This window comes from Neorhizobium petrolearium (assembly GCF_017873175.1).
In the GTDB taxonomy this organism is placed as follows: Bacteria; Pseudomonadota; Alphaproteobacteria; order Rhizobiales; family Rhizobiaceae; genus Neorhizobium; species Neorhizobium petrolearium.
The window spans coordinates 146,816-162,222 of the sequence record NZ_JAGGJW010000004.1 but is presented as its reverse complement, the minus strand read 5'-3'; the positions used below and the strand labels follow the sequence as shown (position 1 = coordinate 162,222).

Annotated in this window: 14 protein-coding genes; 8 read left to right on the top strand and 6 right to left on the bottom strand. The window is 62.2% G+C overall.

Going from position 1 to position 15,407, the window contains the following annotated elements; all coding sequences use genetic code 11:
* Positions 1-16 precede the first annotated feature (16 nt).
* Entirely contained in the window at positions 17-838 is an 822-nt protein-coding gene (locus J2046_RS09140) for an alpha/beta fold hydrolase (RefSeq protein ID WP_210051050.1), read from the top strand.
* 94 nt (positions 839-932) lie between these two features.
* Here the strand turns inward: J2046_RS09140 and purN are convergent, their stop codons facing one another.
* Together purN and purM are read right to left on the bottom strand one after the other, a co-directional pair.
* Entirely contained in the window at positions 933-1,607 is a 675-nt protein-coding gene (gene purN, locus J2046_RS09135) for a phosphoribosylglycinamide formyltransferase (protein ID WP_210051049.1), read from the bottom strand.
* Positions 1,604-2,677, bottom strand: a complete 1,074-nt coding sequence (gene purM / locus J2046_RS09130) for a phosphoribosylformylglycinamidine cyclo-ligase (RefSeq protein ID WP_210051048.1) — start codon at positions 2,675-2,677, stop codon at positions 1,604-1,606. The genes purN and purM overlap by 4 nt, the downstream gene beginning before the upstream one ends.
* Positions 2,678-2,897: 220 nt before the next feature.
* Here purM and J2046_RS09125 point away from each other — a divergent pair, with 220 nt between their 5' ends.
* The 5 genes from J2046_RS09125 (at position 2,898) to J2046_RS09105 (ending at position 8,966) form a co-directional block, all read left to right on the top strand.
* Complete coding sequence (locus J2046_RS09125) at positions 2,898-4,091, top strand: AI-2E family transporter (RefSeq protein WP_210051047.1); 1,194 nt, start codon at positions 2,898-2,900, stop codon at positions 4,089-4,091.
* Positions 4,088-4,807: a DnaA regulatory inactivator HdaA gene (hdaA, locus tag J2046_RS09120; protein ID WP_210051046.1), complete on the top strand. Its 720-nt coding sequence runs from the start codon at positions 4,088-4,090 to the stop codon at positions 4,805-4,807. Before J2046_RS09125 ends, hdaA begins: the two co-directional genes overlap by 4 nt.
* Before the next feature lie 61 nt (positions 4,808-4,868).
* On the top strand, positions 4,869-7,061 hold the full coding sequence (locus J2046_RS09115) for an RNA degradosome polyphosphate kinase (RefSeq protein WP_210051045.1): 2,193 nt from the start codon (positions 4,869-4,871) through the stop codon (positions 7,059-7,061).
* A 5-nt stretch (positions 7,062-7,066) separates the two neighbouring features.
* Entirely contained in the window at positions 7,067-8,587 is a 1,521-nt protein-coding gene (gene ppx, locus J2046_RS09110) for an exopolyphosphatase (protein WP_210051044.1), read from the top strand.
* 121 nt (positions 8,588-8,708) lie between these two features.
* Positions 8,709-8,966, top strand: a complete 258-nt coding sequence (locus J2046_RS09105) for a lipoprotein (RefSeq protein WP_210051043.1) — start codon at positions 8,709-8,711, stop codon at positions 8,964-8,966.
* Positions 8,967-9,022: 56 nt separating this feature from the next.
* Here the strand turns inward: J2046_RS09105 and J2046_RS09100 are convergent, their stop codons facing one another.
* Positions 9,023-10,381: an esterase-like activity of phytase family protein gene (locus tag J2046_RS09100; RefSeq protein WP_210051041.1), complete on the bottom strand. Its 1,359-nt coding sequence runs from the start codon at positions 10,379-10,381 to the stop codon at positions 9,023-9,025.
* 126 nt (positions 10,382-10,507) lie between these two features.
* Positions 10,508-11,413, bottom strand: a complete 906-nt coding sequence (locus J2046_RS09095; protein ID WP_210051039.1) for an AraC family transcriptional regulator — start codon at positions 11,411-11,413, stop codon at positions 10,508-10,510.
* Between J2046_RS09095 and J2046_RS09090 the strand changes: the two genes are divergently transcribed.
* Positions 11,412-11,819: a DUF2000 family protein gene (locus J2046_RS09090; protein WP_210051037.1), complete on the top strand. Its 408-nt coding sequence runs from the start codon at positions 11,412-11,414 to the stop codon at positions 11,817-11,819. The genes J2046_RS09095 and J2046_RS09090 overlap by 2 nt on opposite strands.
* Positions 11,820-11,828: 9 nt before the next feature.
* On the opposite strand, the gene J2046_RS09085 is transcribed toward J2046_RS09090, so the two are convergent.
* On the bottom strand, positions 11,829-12,833 hold the full coding sequence (locus J2046_RS09085; protein ID WP_210051036.1) for a DUF2891 domain-containing protein: 1,005 nt from the start codon (positions 12,831-12,833) through the stop codon (positions 11,829-11,831).
* A 315-nt stretch (positions 12,834-13,148) separates the two neighbouring features.
* Between J2046_RS09085 and J2046_RS09080 the strand changes: the two genes are divergently transcribed.
* Positions 13,149-14,111, top strand: a complete 963-nt coding sequence (locus J2046_RS09080) for a phytanoyl-CoA dioxygenase family protein (protein ID WP_210051034.1) — start codon at positions 13,149-13,151, stop codon at positions 14,109-14,111.
* Positions 14,112-14,234: 123 nt separating this feature from the next.
* On the opposite strand, the gene rnd is transcribed toward J2046_RS09080, so the two are convergent.
* Entirely contained in the window at positions 14,235-15,380 is a 1,146-nt protein-coding gene (gene rnd, locus J2046_RS09075) for a ribonuclease D (RefSeq protein WP_210051032.1), read from the bottom strand.
* Between the last annotated feature and the right edge of the window lie 27 nt (positions 15,381-15,407).

The window sequence follows — 15,407 nt, the reverse complement described above, 5'->3', positions numbered from 1 at the left end:
CAGCGAGGATTTTCCGATGACGATGATCAAGACGCGCGACGACACCGAACTCTACGTCAAGGACTGGGGCAGGGGCCGTCCGGTCATCCTGCTGCACGGTTGGCCGCTGACCTGCGACACATGGGATGATTTCGCCATGGTTGCGGCCGAGGCGGGTTTCCGCGCGATCTCCTACGATCGCCGCGGCTTTGGCCGATCTGACCAGCCCTGGCAGGGCTATGACTACGATACGCTCTCCGATGACCTTGCGGACGTGATCGCCGCGACCGAAGTGGAAGATGCGGCGCTCTTCGGCTTTTCCATGGGCGGCGGCGAGGTCGCCCGCTATATGTCGCGCCACGGCGGCAAGAGTATTTCCAAGGCGGCGCTGATCGCTTCCGTCGTGCCCTATATGCTGCAGACTTCCGACAATCCGAACGGCGTGCCGCAATCGGTTTTCGATGAGATGACCAAGGGTATCAGGGAGGACCGGGCGCATTTCTTCGCGGACTTCTTCAAGAGCTTCTTCGGCGTAGGGGTCTTCACCGGTTCGGTGAGCGACGAAGTGCTCGACTGGTCCTTCAACCAGACGATGATGGCGGGGCTCAAACCCACGCTTGCCTGCGCCAAGGCCTTCGCGACGACCGATTTCCGGCCCGACCTGACGAGTTTCAGGGTGCCGACGCTGATCATTCACGGGACGAGCGACCAGACCGTGCCGATCGATACGTCCGCCCGTGCCGCTGCTGCGATGATCCCCGGCTCGAAACTGATCGAATATGATGGCGCACCGCATGGCCTCTTCGCTTCGAACAAGGATCAACTGGCGAAAGACCTGATGACGTTTTTGCGGAGCTGACGAGGTCGATATCCTCGTCCGTTCGGGCAAAGGCAACCCGCCGGTGAAAGGAGATGAACTGGAGGGGTGATCCGCCGGATCAGATCGAGCGGCTTTAGACTGCCGGCGAAATGAGTTTGGCCTCGTCCTTCGTGGGCAGGTCGCTGAAAACTGCCTTGTCCCCCTCCATCCGCACCCTGCCTTCCGCCAGCAGCCTCAAAGCCAGCGGATAGAGCTTGTGCTCGACGGTCAGCACCCGGGCGGCGAGCGTTTCCGCCGTATCATCGGCGAGCACCGGAACGGCCGCTTGCGCAACGATTGGTCCTTCATCCATGCCTTCGGTCACGAAATGCACTGTGCAGCCGGCAATCTTGACGCCGGCATCAAGGGCGCGCTGATGCGTATGAAGGCCTGGAAAGAGCGGCAAAAGGGCAGGGTGGATGTTGAGGATGCGGCCTTCGTAGCGGCTGATGAAGTCGCCGGAAAAGAGCCGCATATAGCCTGCCAGGCAGAGGATGTCGGGCTTTATCTCGTCGAGCGCGACAAGGATCGCTGCCTCGTGCTCGGCCTTGCCTGCGAACTGCTTGCGCTCGAAGACGAAGGTCCTGATGCCGCGTGCTTCAGCCTTGGCGATGCCGCCGGCCGAAGGCTTGTCGGAGATGACCGCGACGATCTCGGCCGGAAAATCCGGCGCCGCACAGGCGTTCGCGAGAGCCAGCATGTTGGAGCCGCCGCCTGAAACGAAGACGACGACACGTTTGCGCGCCGGCGGTGCGGAGGTTGCCGTCATAGGCTGAGCGTGCCCTTGTAGATGACGCCGGCGCCGCCTTCGGGGCGCTCGACCATGCGGCCGAGCGGCACGACGATCTCGCCTTCGCCGGTGAGGATGTCGCTGACCCTCTGGGCGTTCTCGGCGGCGGTGACGACGATCATGCCGATGCCGCAGTTGAAGGTCCTGAGCATTTCCTTCGCCTCGACACCGCCGGTCTTGGCGAGCCAGGAGAAGACGGGCGGAACCGGAATGGAATCGAGATCGATTTCGGCGGAAAGGTTCTTCGGTAGTACGCGCGGGATATTCTCCGGAAAGCCGCCGCCGGTAATGTGGGCGAGAGCCTTCAGCGCACCGGTTTCGCGGATCGCCTTCAAGAGCGGCTTCACGTAGATGCGGGTGGGCACGAGCAGCGCCTCACCGAGAGTCATGCCGTCGCGGAAAGGGGCGGGCGCATCCCAGGCAAGGCCGGAGACCTCGACGATCTTGCGGACCAGCGAATAGCCGTTGGAATGGACGCCGGAGGAGGTGAGACCGAGGATGACGTCGCCCGAAGCGATGTCGCCGACCGGCAGCAACTGGCCACGTTCGGCGGCCCCGACCGCGAAGCCCGCGAGGTCGTAGTCGCCGTCGGAATACATGCCCGGCATTTCGGCCGTTTCTCCGCCGATCAGCGCACAGCCCGCCTCGCGGCAGCCGGCGGCAATCCCACCGACGATCGCGGCACCCTGGTCGGGATCGAGCCTGCCGGTCGCGAAATAGTCGAGGAAGAATAGCGGTTCGGCGCCCTGCACGACGAGATCGTTGACGCACATGGCGACGAGGTCGATGCCGACAGTGTCGTGGAAGTTGGCATCGATGGCGATCTTGAGCTTGGTGCCGACGCCGTCATTCGCCGCAACCAGAACCGGATCACTGAAGCCGGCAGCCTTGAGATCGAAGAGCCCGCCGAAACCGCCGATCTCTCCGTCGGCGCCGGGCCGGCGGGTGGAGCGCACGGCCGGCTTGATCTTCTCGACCATGAGATTGCCTGCATCGATATCGACACCGGCATCGCTATAGGTGAGACCGTTCTTGCCCGCCTCGCTCATCTTCCATCTCCAATGAGGACCGTCGCATGTCCCCCGAAAAGTGTGAAGCACTTTCGGAGGCATGTGCAACATATCTGGCCGCCATTGCACGCCACGCCCCGATATGCAAGCGTTCAGGCTGCTTTTGAAGGCTTTTCACAGCCCAACGACCGGACTCTTGACCTGATACGCCCGCTTCCATATGCCTTGATCGGCCCGGCCAATACCAGGGGAAGCAGAGATGCCATACCATATCAGCGGCGCGAGCCTGAAACGCCACATCCTGTTCTGGATCGGCGTGCTGGTCGTCCTTATCCTGTTTCTGTGGTTCTTCCGCACGATTCTCCTGCCCTTTGTGGCGGGCATGGCGCTTGCCTATTTCCTCGATCCGGTCGCAGACTGGCTGGAACGGTGGGGTCTCAGCCGGCTGATGGCGACGGTTGTCATCCTTGTCTGCTTCGTGCTGGTCTTCGCGCTGTCTCTGATGCTGGTGATTCCGATCATCATCAGCCAGTTCACCGGGCTTGCGGCGGCACTTCCGGGCTATATCTCGCAATTGCAGCAGATCATCGCCAGCCCTGAGACTTCCTTCCTGCCGAGCTGGGTCGGCGCGCAGATCGAGACGGTTAAGCAGAACTTTTCCGAGGTGCTGAGCCAGGGCGCCGGCTTTCTCGGCTCGCTGCTCGCGCAGATCTGGAATTCCGGCAAGGCGATCGTCGACGTCGTATCGCTGCTGATCGTGACGCCGGTGGTCGCTTTCTACATCTTGCTCGACTGGGACCGCATGGTCGCCAGGGTGGATAGCTGGGTTCCGCGCGATCAGGTCGACACCGTCAGGCAGATCGCCCGCGAGATGGATCAGTCGGTCGCCGGTTTTATCCGCGGCCAGGGCTCGCTCTGCCTCATCCTCGGCATCTTCTATGCGGTAGGCCTCTCGCTTGTCGGTCTGAATTTCGGCCTGCTCATCGGCTTCATCGCCGGCATGATCAGCTTCATCCCCTATATCGGCTCGCTGGTCGGCCTGGTGCTTTCGGTCGGCGTTGCATTCGTGCAATTCTGGCCGGATTACGCGTGGATTGTTGCGGTCGCCGGCGTCTTCTTCATAGGCCAGTTCCTCGAGGGCAACATCCTGCAGCCCAAGCTGGTCGGCAAAAGCGTCGGACTTCATCCGGTCTGGCTGATGTTCGCGCTCTTTGCGTTCGGTGCGATATTCGGTTTCGTCGGGCTGCTGATTGCCGTGCCGGCCGCAGCCGTGGTTGGCGTCCTTGTCCGCTTCGCGCTGGCGCGGTATCTTGACAGCGATATCTATTACGGACGAACGGCCACGCTTCCCTGGGAAGGGGCGCCTCCGCCCCGAGTGCTGGAACACCGTCAGGATGGCAGCGGAACCAGCGCAGCAAATGATGCTCAAGAGAGCAGTTCGAAAGACCAATGAACGAGACCACTGAGCGCGAGCGGCGGAGAAGCGAGCAATTGCCGCTCCAATTCATTCATGATGCGGCGAAGAGCCGGGATGACCTCCTGGTCTCCGAACGCCTGGCTGCGGCCGTCGCGATCGTCGACGAATGGCCGGCCTGGCCGTCGCCGGTCGTCGTGCTGGCGGGGCCGATCGGCTCGGGCAAATCGCATCTCGCGCATATCTGGCGGGAGAAGACCGGCGCGACGGACATTCATCCGGTGGCCGGTTCGAATGCCGCGGCCCTTGCAGCCGCCGGCCCGGTCCTGTTCGAGGATGCCGATAGACGCGGTTTCGACGATGCGGAGCTCTTCCACGTCATCAACAGCGTGCGCGAGAATGGCCATAGCCTCCTGATGACCTCGCGCTTATGGCCGATATCGTGGGGCGTGACGCTGCCGGACCTCAAGTCGCGGCTCAAGGCGGCGACCACAGTCGAGATCGGTGAGCCGGACGAGGAGCTGCTCGCCCAGGTGATCGTGAAACTTTTCGCGGATCGGCAGCTTTATATCGATGACAAACTTGTCGGCTATATCGTCAACAGGATGGAGCGTTCCCTTGGTGCGGCCCAGACGATCGTCGACCGGCTGGACCGGCTGGCGCTCGCCCGCGGCACCAGGATCACCCGTCCGCTGGCGGCCGAAGTGCTGAACGATGTCGGAAATTCTGGCGCCGGCGCCAGGGACGGTGATTGACTGTGACACTTTCCTCGCCGAACTTGGCGTTCGAACCCAAAGGGTTAGCGGAGGATGCGAAATGGATTCGATGACGACGGAAACGCAGCAGGCCGAAATCGCAGCGGTCGATTCCGCCGCTGAACTGTTGACGAGCCCGGACCGGTTCATCAACCGCGAATTCTCCTGGCTGCAATTCAACCGCCGCGTTCTGGAAGAAACGCTGAACACGGCCCATCCGCTTCTGGAACGAGTGCGCTTCCTGTCGATTTCCGCGGCCAACCTCGATGAATTCTTCATGGTCCGCGTCGCCGGTCTGGAAGGCCAGGTGCGCCAGGGCATCATCGTGCGCAGCCCGGACGGCAAGACGCCCGCCGAACAGCTCGACGCCATCCTGCGGGAAATCGACAATCTGCAGATGGAACAGCAGGCCTCGCTCGCCGTGCTGCAGCAATATCTTGCCAAGGAGGACATTCTGATCGTCCGTCCGGCGGCGCTTTCGGCGGAAGATCGCGCTTGGCTGGCCACGTCCTTCGACGACGAACTCTTCCCCGTCCTGACGCCGCTCTCGATCGACCCGGCCCATCCGTTTCCGTTCATCCCGAACCTTGGCTTCTCCATGGGCCTGCAGCTTCACAGCAAGCACGGCAAGGAGCCGATGACGGGGCTCCTGCGCCTGCCGACCACGCTCGATCGCTTCATCCGCCTGCCGGACGAAGGCGCGGCGATCCGCTACATCACGCTGGAGGACGTCGTCGGCATGTTCACCGACAGGCTCTTCCCCGGTTATGAGGTGAAGGGCGCCGGCACCTTCCGCATCATCCGCGACAGCGATATCGAGGTGGAGGAAGAGGCCGAGGACCTGGTGCGCTTCTTCGAGACGGCGCTGAAGCGCCGCCGCCGCGGCAAGGTCATCCGCATCGAGACCGATTCGGAAATGCCGGCGTCATTGCGTCAGTTCGTGGTGCAGGAACTCGGCGTGCCGGATAATCGCGTTGCGGTTCTGCCCGGCCTTCTGGCGCTCAACACCCTTTCGGAAATCACCAGGGCGCCGCGCGACGACTTGAGGTTCGAGCCCTATAACGCCCGATTTCCCGAGCGGGTTCGCGAACATGCTGGCGACTGCCTTGCGGCCATCCGCGAAAAGGACATGGTGGTTCACCACCCTTATGAATCCTTTGACGTGGTTGTGCAATTTCTTCTGCAGGCGGCGCGCGACCCGGACGTGCTCGCCATCAAGCAGACGCTCTACCGAACCTCCAATGACAGCCCGATCGTCCGGGCCCTGATCGATGCGGCCGAGATGGGCAAGTCCGTGACGGCGCTGGTCGAGTTGAAGGCCCGTTTCGACGAGGAGGCGAACATCCGCTGGGCCCGCGATCTCGAACGTGCCGGGGTGCAGGTGGTCTTCGGCTTCATCGAACTGAAGACACATGCCAAGATGTCCATGGTGGTGCGCCGCGAAGAGGGCAAGCTCCGTACCTACTGCCATATCGGCACGGGCAACTATCATCCCGTCACTGCCAAGATCTACACGGACCTGTCCTTCTTCACCTGCAATCCGAAGATCGCCCACGACATGGCGAACGTCTTCAACTTCATCACCGGCTATGGGGAGCCGGAAGAAAGCATGAAGCTGGCGGTCTCGCCCTATACGCTCAGGTCGCGCATCCTCAGGCATATCGAGGAGGAAATCGTCCACGCGCAGAGCGGCAAGCCCGGAGCGATCTGGATGAAGATGAACTCGCTCGTCGATCCGGACATCATCGACGCGCTTTACCGGGCAAGCCGCGCGGGCGTCGAGATCGACCTCGTGGTGCGCGGCATCTGCTGCCTGCGCCCGCAGGTGCCGGGGCTTTCCGACAATATCCGGGTGAAGTCGATCGTCGGCCGCTTCCTGGAGCATAGCCGCATCTTCTGCTTCGGCAACGGTTACGGCCTGCCGTCCGACAAGGCGCTGGTCTATATCGGCTCGGCCGACATGATGCCGCGCAACCTCGACCGCCGCGTCGAGACGCTCGTGCCGCTCCTCAATCCGACCGTGCATGAGCAGGTTCTTTCACAGATCATGCTGGGCAACTTGATTGACAACCAGCAGAGCTACGAGATATTGCCCGACGGCACGTCGCGGCGCATGGAAGTGCGCAAAGGCGAGGAACCTTTTAACGCGCAGCACTATTTCATGACCAATCCAAGCCTCTCGGGGCGCGGGGAGGCTCTGAAGTCGAGTGCTCCCAAACTGATCGCCGGCCTGATGTCCGGACGCAAGAAATAGGCAATATGGTACGATCCGAAGCCCAGGGGCGCCTTCCGGGGATTGCCCCTGTTTCCGTCATCGACATTGGCTCGAACTCCGTTCGTGTCGTCATTTATGAAGGCCTTTCCCGCGCGCCGACGATTCTCTTCAACGAGAAGGTTCTTTGCGGGCTCGGCAAGGGGCTCGGATCCAGCGGTCGGATGGACGAGGAGGCCGTCCAGCGCGCGCTTTCGGCGCTGAGACGCTTCAAGGCGTTGTCGACGCAGGCGCGCGCCAACGAGATCTATGTGCTGGCGACGGCGGCTGCCCGTGAGGCGTCGAACGGACCGGATTTCATCCGCGAGGCGGAAGAGATCCTTGGCCAGGAGATCCAGCTTCTCTCCGGGGAGGAAGAGGCGCGCTATTCGGCGTTTGGCGTCATCAGCGGGTTCCATGACCCCGACGGGATCGCCGGCGATCTTGGCGGCGGTTCGCTGGAACTCATCGATATCAAGGGCAATGAGTTCGGTCGCGGCATCACGTTGCCGCTCGGAGGCTTGAGGCTGTCGGAATTTTCCGGCAATTCGCTTTCCAAGGCGCGCACCTTCGCCCGCAAGCAGGTGAACACCGCGCGGTTCCTTGAGCAGGGCGCGGGCCGCACCTTCTATGCGGTCGGCGGCACCTGGCGAAATATCGCCAAGCTGCACATGGAGATGACGAAATATCCCCTGCACATGATGCAGGGTTACGAACTGCCGCTCGCGGATATCCAGAAATTCCTCGAAGAGGTGATCGCCGCCAAGGACTCCAAGGACCCTGCCTGGCAGGCGGTTTCCAAAAGCCGCCGCTCGCTGCTGCCCTACGGCGCCATCGCCATGCAGGAAGTGCTGAATGCGATGAAACCCGCCAGAGTGAGCTTCTCCGCGCAGGGTGTGCGCGAAGGCTATCTCTATTCGCGGCTTTCCGACGGAGAGAAGGCAAGTGACCCGTTGCTGGCTGCGGCCGATGAACTGGCGATCCTGCGCGCCCGCTCGCCGGAGCATGCCCGTGAGCTGGCGGAATGGACGGGCCGCATGGTGCCTGCTTTTGGCATTACCGAGACGGAGGAAGAAAGCCGCTATCGTCAGGCCGCCTGCCTGCTCGCCGACATAAGCTGGCGCGCCCATCCGGATTATCGCGGTCTGCAGGCGCTCAATATCATCGCTCATTCCTCTTTCGTCGGCATCACCCATGCCGGCCGCGCCTATCTGGCGCTCGCCAACTACTACCGCTTCGAGGGACTGAACGACGACGGCGCGACAGGCCCCTTGGCGACGATTGCCACACCGCGCATGCTCGATCTTGCCAAACTGCTCGGTGGCCTGCTGCGTGTTGTCTATCTCTTCTCGGCCGCGATGCCGGGCATCGTCCACAACCTGACGTTCCGCCCATCATCCGACCCCGATCTCGATCTGGAATTCATCGTGCCGCCGGCCTACCGCAATTTTGCCGGTGAAAGGCTGGATGGTCGCCTGCAGCAACTGGCGAAGCTGACCGGCAAGCGGCTGGCGTTCCGGTTCGAATAGATTTCGGGAAACTTTATCGCTGCCCGATTGCAAATCACGTCGACAATCCCGACATCCACCATAAGGCAGACCATTTTGGCTGTCCGGCGTGTAGGAAATTGCGGGACAGGGGAGACGAGTGATGAAGAAGATAGTTGCAGTTGCCCTGCTGACGGCGGCCCTTGCAGGCTGCACCGCTGTTGCATTGGAACCCATTCCGGGCAGCATCACCTATGGCGGACAGCCGCGCAGCAAGCTAACGAAGTCGCCGGTCGGCAGTCCCGTCACCCATCAGTTCTACGGCCAGGACGGTCGCCGGTATTACGAGACCTACATCATCCAGCCGGACCGGAGCCTGAAACTGGTCGACCGCTATGCGATCGACATACCGGTCAATTGATTGAATGCATCAGCCCCGGCGGATACCGGGGCTGAGATGTTTGATGTGGACCTGAATTACTTCGCCGCCAGGAATTCGCCGACTTCGAGCAGGCTGAATTCGTTGTCGTCGGCCTTGTCGACGGCGCGGCCGGCCGAGAAGGGCAGGTTGTTGTCGTTGCCGATGATGATATGCGTCGCATCGACCACGTCGACATTCTCGATCGTCACGAAAGGCATGTCGTAGATGCCCTCTATATTGCCCGCCTTCTTCTTCTCGTCCGGATCCTCAATCTTCATGAGATCGATGTAGCCGATCTTGCGGACGGCCTTGCCGACATTCCCGTCGGTCATCTCGATCTTGTAGACACGCTTGTGCTTGGCAGGCGCATTGAAGCAGGTCGGCTGGGGCTTGGCCGGATCGGCGCATGCCTTGTCGGCGGAGCCGGCGCCGTTGTCGCGCTCGATGACGAGGGCGGTCGTGGCGTCGATCATGTTGAAGTCGCCGATCGCTTCGCCGCCCTGGGATAGCGGATAGAGCCAGGAGCGGCCGGTCCAGGCCTTCGAGACGACGTCGAATTCGACGATGCGCAGCGCCGTCATTCCGTCCGCCTTCTCGACGGAACCGTCTTCCAGATAGAGCGGGCCTTCCAGCAGGCCATAGAGCTTGGAGCCGTCCTTCGACATGGCCATGCCCTCGTAGCCGCCGGAACGCTTCAGGTTGAAGGCGACCATTTTTGCGGCCGGGTTGGCTGGCGTGGTGAGCGTCGGATTGTCGGGCGATTTGACCGGCTTGCCGTCGACCACGGTCGCGATCACGTCGGTCAGGCGGCCTTCGGTGTCGAACTTCAGGAGATAGGGGCCGAATTCCTCGCCGAGCCAGAAGCCGTCGGCAACCGGCTGGATGGATTCGATATCGAAATCGGCGCCGGTGAGATAGCGGGTGTCGGAGCCTTCCATGGTGATCGGGAAGGGCGCGATCCTGTTCGGATCGGAGAGGAAGATATTCTTTATGACTTCCGCCTTGTTGGCGGCCCAGTCGAATTTCATCTGGTGCAGGAAGAGCATGGCGTCGGACGAATTGGCCTTCGAGCCGAAACCGTTGTCCGACAGTGTCCAGAACGTGCCATCGGCCATCGTCTTGATGCCGGAGAAGCCCTGCAGCGGCTGGCCGTCGAACGGCAGCTTCACATCGGTGACGCGGGCGCCGTCCTTGCCTGGCAGCGTGCCGAGGGCTTCGGTGCGCTTGCGGTCGGGCGTGGTGAACTTGCCGGATGTCTTCAGGAAGGCCGGCGCATCGGCCGGGGCCGGGACGATCGTGTTGGCGGGCAGGATCGCCTGGCCGACGAGTTTGGCAGGGAAGGCTTTTTCTTCGGCAGCAGCAGAACCGCCGATCAGCGCAGCGAGAGCAACGGAGGCGAGAAGGGGTCGGATCATGAGATCACCTGTTGGTTGGCGTGTCAAAGACGCCTACCGCATAGGGAGCGGTCATGACGGCCGGGTGATGGAACATTGAAGCTTCGATGAAGCTTTGATGACGGGATATCGAGGTCGCCTTGTACGTCAGGCGCTTCTCTTGAGCGCCACCCACCGGCCCGGCGTCATGCCGAAGGCCTTCTTGAAATGTCGGGTGAAATGGGCCTGGTCGGCAAAGCCTGCACCGAAAGCGGCATCCGCCAGGCTCCCGTCTTCGAAGAGCAGATGTTTCGCCCGGTCGAGCCGGCGCATGACGAGGTAGCGGTGCGGGCTTGTCCCCAGGAGCTTCCGGAAATGCCGCGCGGTCGTGTAACGGTCGAGGCCGCTGACGGCCTCCAGTTCCCTGGAGGAGACGGCACGGTCGCAATTGTCCTGGAGATAGTCGCGGCAACGAAGCACCGCGTCGCGCGCGACCGCCTTGCCCGCAGAGGTGCCTGGAGAGCCGCCATGGGCGTCCGCGTGACGCCAGAGGCTTGCCGTCAGCCGGGCGATCAGGTCATCCAGCAGAAGCTCCTGCGGTGTGGCGTCAAGATCATCGAGCGCCTCGGCGAGGCAGTCGCGGAAGGCATCGTCTGCCATGACAGGCTCGGGCACGAAGGGCAGTCCGGCCACACCGCCCGCCGCCTCGATCAGCCGTTCCGGCGGCAGGTAGAGCATTCGGTAACGCAAACCGTGGTCGGTGCCGGCGGCGCCGTCATGCACCTCGTCCGGATGCAGGACGATGACATTGCCGGGCAGGCTGACGCGGACGGAGCCGCGATAATGGAACGTCTGGACGCCGGAAAGCGTGATTCCGAGCGCATAGGTGTCATGCCGGTGCGGCGAAAAGCCATTGCCGTGGAACCGCGCCTCGATCCGCTCGATGCCGCATGAGGAGGGAGCCTGGACGATGCCGTCCGGCTTTCCCTCCGCCTTGCACGAACGTTCAAGACCGGCGGTGCTTGCTGCCGCTATCGCGTCAGTCCTTGCATAACCTTCGACGGAGTTCTTCATGTTCGACACCAAGATCGCGCTCGTGCTTCGCGATGACCTCGCCCCCTGGCAGGAGCTCAATGTGACCGCTTTCCTGATGAGCGGCATCGTCGCCCAATCTCCCGCGATCATCGGTGAAGCATACCGGGACGCGGCCGGTCATGTCTACAATCCGATGAGCATCCAGCCGGTCGTGGTCCTCTCTGCCGAGCAGGAGACGTTGCGCACGATCCACCGGCGCTCGGTCGAACGGGAAGTGACAACATCGGCCTATATCGAGGAGATGTTTGCAACCGGCCACGATGCGGCGAACCGCACGGTGTTCGCCGAGTTTGCGCCGGACGATGCCAGGCTGGTCGGGATCGCGCTGAGGGCCGAGAAGAAGATCGTCGACAAGATCACCAGGGGAGCGAAGATGCACCGGTAATTTTTCCGCTCATGCCTCCAGCGCCAGCGTCGCGAAACTCGCCAGCCAGTGCTCGCCCATATAGTCGCCTTCCACATGGGGAAGCGCGCTTGCAAGATGTTCTTCCGCCGCCCTTTCCATGATCGGCCGTCGCGGATCATCCTGCGGCAGGGCCTTCGCGAGCGACCGCCAGCACCAGGCGCGGGAAAGATTGAGACCGTCGAGATGGGCGATCTTGCCGTCCGAGCGGTCGGAGACGGAGGCCGGCGAGAACAGCGTCGCGGGCCTCCGCGCCAAGATCTCAGGCAGGAAACGGTCGAACCAGGACAGAAAACCCACCGCCGGCATCAGCCGCCGCATGCATTCCGCTTCCACGAGCGCTGAAGAGAGAAAATCGTCGCCGGAGGGTTCGCCCCAGGCCGGGCAGGCCTCGTCCGGGCCATACCAGCGCTGTGCGGTGTCCCTTAACAGTTGGAGGAGGGCTGCATCGCCAACCGTTTCCGCATAGTCGGCTGCAAGCCGCATGGCGAAGGCGGTGTTAAAATGCGTGCCAACCCGGACCGGATAGGTGGCGACCGGCAGGAAATCGGTGAAGCGACCGGTGAAGACATCCGACAGAGGTTTAAGGTTCTCGAACCAGCACCGCTCATCGAGCAGCGACAGTTCGGCGGAAAGTTTCAGGAGCCAGCCCCAGCCATAGGGCCGCTCGAAGCCGCGCGACGTGGGCTTCGCCTGATACGCGCATTCGCCCGTCACCTTGTCCGGCACCAGCATCGCGTCGAACAGCGCCCGTATGTTCTTTGTCGCCGGGATATCCGGGAATGTCCGAAGGATATGCGCCATCATCCAGTAGCCGTGCACGCAGGAATGCCAGTCGAGGCTGCCGTGGAAGATCGGATGAAGCTCGCTCGGTGTTTTCGCGTCTTCCGGGCCCGAAAAAACGTTGGCCGGCTTGTTCGGATATTCGCGCCTGACATGCCCGAGCGCGATGACGGCGAAATGCTGGGCGGTCTCGGCGGTGAGGGACTGGCGCATGTGGATTGGCTCGCTTTGAAGGAGCGGCGATGGGCGGACATCGTCGCGTCGGGGAGGATGTGGGCGAGATCACCATACGAAACCGGCCGGATCAAGCCGGAAACGGGTGCGGGCATATGCTCGCCGGCAATCCCGCGTGATCGAGATGGCTGGCCGGTGTCAAGTTTCTCTTAACGAAGGTGGTGGTTTGCGTTCGGTGTTTTATGCGAAAATTCTTATGCTGCATTGCGATGGCAGCGGGAAGACGTTACCGTAAATGAGGGGCCGCCAAGATTTTTGATTTCGTTCCAGCAAAGATTTCATAAAGGATATCAGATGCTTGACGCTTCCAGATCCAAGCCGAGAGATCTCGAGACCATTGCCCGTACCGGCGGATCGCTTCGCCGCATCACCGCACGCATACCGACCTATCTGACCGACGTGCGCGAGAATCCCGCATGGTTGCCGATGTTTCTTCTGGCGCGGACAATGCCGTTCCGCCGGGCGCATTGGCTGACGGCGAAGCCGGTCCGCACGGTAACGCCGGGACTTTCGATGTTCGGCGATTTGGATGCGCGGACCATTGCGGCGGATCTGAAAAGCGCTGGGATATTTGCCGGTCTTGCCCTACCGGACGACATCCACCGGGAGATCGCCCGCTTTGGCCGGGAAACGCCGTGTTTCGGCAATTTCGAACGCAAGCTCGAGTTTCTGGCCGGTGAGCATGCGGAAGCCGAGCGGCGCTTCGGACGCCCGATCCTGAGCGGCCATCACTTCGAACGGGTCCTGCAATGCGAGGCCGCCGTCGCGGTGCAACAGGACCCGCTTCTCATCGACGTGGCGCGGCACTATCTCGGCGGCGAGGCGAAACTGATCACCACCCGGATCTGGTGGAGTTTCCCCACCAAGGCGGCAACCGACGCGGATCTCAGCCGCGCCTCGTTCAAATACCACTTCGATCTGGACGACTGGCGCATGCTCAAATTCTTCTTCTACCTGTCGGACGTCGATGCAGACGCCGGCCCGCATATATATGTCCGGGGCAGCCACAGGCGCCGGCGCATCAAGCATCAGCTGACTCTGCTGGTCGGTCATCCGGCGGAAGAGGTGCTGGAATTCTACGGCGAGGAAAACGCCGTCACGTTGACTGGTCGTGCAGGAACGGGCTTCGTCGAGGACCCGTTCGGCTTTCATATGGGCACGCTCGCGAAGCAGAGCCCGCGCCTGATGATGGAGGTCGGATTCGGCGTTTCGAAACCGTCGAAACGACGCTATCACGGCGAACCGGTCATTCGATAGGGGGCTATCGGATGGCTGCGTCGGAATGACTTGTCGCGAAATATACGACGTTCCGCTCTTACCCCCTCTGTCCTGTCGGAGAGAGGGGGTGACGCAGGGGAAAAGCGAAAATGTCGTAAGCCCCTAAAGCTCGACCGCCTCGACCTTCTTGTTGACGAAGCGGAGGGCCACGTCGCCGTCGATCAGCTTCAATGCGGTGTCGCCGAAGAGGTCGCGACGCCACCCGGAGAGGGCGGGAACGTCGGCCTTGTCGCCTTCGGCGGCGATCTTCTCCAAGTCGTCCGTGTTGGCAATGACCTTGGCGGCAACGCCCTGCCTGTCGGAGATGAGTTTCAGGAGAACCTTGAGCAGTTCGACCGCCGCGGCCGTGCCCTCCGGCACATGCGCATGCTTCGGCGGATGCGGCATCTCGGTTTTCGGCAGTGCCAGCGCGGCATTGACCTGCTCGATGACCGCAGCACCTGAGGCCGAGCGCTCCCAGCCCCTGGGAACCGTGCGCAGCCTGGACATCGCTTCCGCATCCTTCGGTTGCTGCTGCGCGATCTCATAGATCGCATCGTCCTTCAGCACGCGGGAGCGAGGGACGTTGCGGCTGCGCGCCTCGCGCTCGCGCCAGGCGGCGACGAATTTCAGGATGGCAAGCTCGGTCGGTTTCCTGAGCCTCGCCTTGAGCCTCAGCCAGGCATCATCCGGATGCAGGTCGTAGGTCTCGGGCGATTCGAGGATCGCCATTTCCTCGGTGAGCCACAGCGCCCGACCTTCGCGCTCGAGTTGCTCCTTCAGCGACAGATAGACGTCGCGCAGATGGGTGACGTCAGCCAGCGCATATTCGAGCTGCTTGTCGGAAAGCGGTCGCCGGCTCCAATCGGTGAAGCGCGAGGACTTGTCGATATGCACGCCCTTGATGCGATTGACGAGCTGGTCATAGGAGACCGAATCCCCGAAGCCGCAGACCATGGCGGCCACCTGCGTGTCGAAGATCGGATGCGGCACGAGATTGCCGAGATGGTAGACGATCTCGATATCCTGCCGGGCGGCGTGAAAGACCTTGGTGACCGAAGGGTTCGCCATCAGCTCGAAGAAGGGTTTGAGGTCCAGCCCCTTGGCGAGCGGATCGACCAGCACTTCCAGCCGCGGGCTTGCCATCTGGATGAGGCAGAGCTCCGGCCAGAAGGTCGTCTCTCGGAGGAATTCGGTATCGATGGTGATGAAGTCCGATTTGGCCAGCGCATGGCAGGCTTCCTCGAGGGCGGCGGTCGTTTCGATCATTTTTTCGTTCATTTGAGGGTGATCAAC

Excerpts from the sequence above, each read along its gene's own strand:
- J2046_RS09140 (WP_210051050.1), top strand. The coding sequence starts at position 17 with ATGACGATGATCAAGACGCGCGACGACACCGAACTCTACGTCAAGGAC.
- purN (WP_210051049.1), bottom strand. The coding sequence starts at position 1,607 with ATGACGGCAACCTCCGCACCGCCGGCGCGCAAACGTGTCGTCGTCTTC.
- purM (WP_210051048.1), bottom strand. The coding sequence starts at position 2,677 with ATGAGCGAGGCGGGCAAGAACGGTCTCACCTATAGCGATGCCGGTGTC.
- J2046_RS09125 (WP_210051047.1), top strand. The coding sequence starts at position 2,898 with ATGCCATACCATATCAGCGGCGCGAGCCTGAAACGCCACATCCTGTTC.
- hdaA (WP_210051046.1), top strand. The coding sequence starts at position 4,088 with ATGAACGAGACCACTGAGCGCGAGCGGCGGAGAAGCGAGCAATTGCCG.
- J2046_RS09115 (WP_210051045.1), top strand. The coding sequence starts at position 4,869 with ATGGATTCGATGACGACGGAAACGCAGCAGGCCGAAATCGCAGCGGTC.
- ppx (WP_210051044.1), top strand. The coding sequence starts at position 7,067 with ATGGTACGATCCGAAGCCCAGGGGCGCCTTCCGGGGATTGCCCCTGTT.
- J2046_RS09105 (WP_210051043.1), top strand. The coding sequence starts at position 8,709 with ATGAAGAAGATAGTTGCAGTTGCCCTGCTGACGGCGGCCCTTGCAGGC.
- J2046_RS09100 (WP_210051041.1), bottom strand. The coding sequence starts at position 10,381 with ATGATCCGACCCCTTCTCGCCTCCGTTGCTCTCGCTGCGCTGATCGGC.
- J2046_RS09090 (WP_210051037.1), top strand. The coding sequence starts at position 11,412 with ATGTTCGACACCAAGATCGCGCTCGTGCTTCGCGATGACCTCGCCCCC.
- J2046_RS09095 (WP_210051039.1), bottom strand. The coding sequence starts at position 11,413 with ATGAAGAACTCCGTCGAAGGTTATGCAAGGACTGACGCGATAGCGGCA.
- J2046_RS09085 (WP_210051036.1), bottom strand. The coding sequence starts at position 12,833 with ATGCGCCAGTCCCTCACCGCCGAGACCGCCCAGCATTTCGCCGTCATC.
- J2046_RS09080 (WP_210051034.1), top strand. The coding sequence starts at position 13,149 with ATGCTTGACGCTTCCAGATCCAAGCCGAGAGATCTCGAGACCATTGCC.
- rnd (WP_210051032.1), bottom strand. The coding sequence starts at position 15,380 with ATGATCGAAACGACCGCCGCCCTCGAGGAAGCCTGCCATGCGCTGGCC.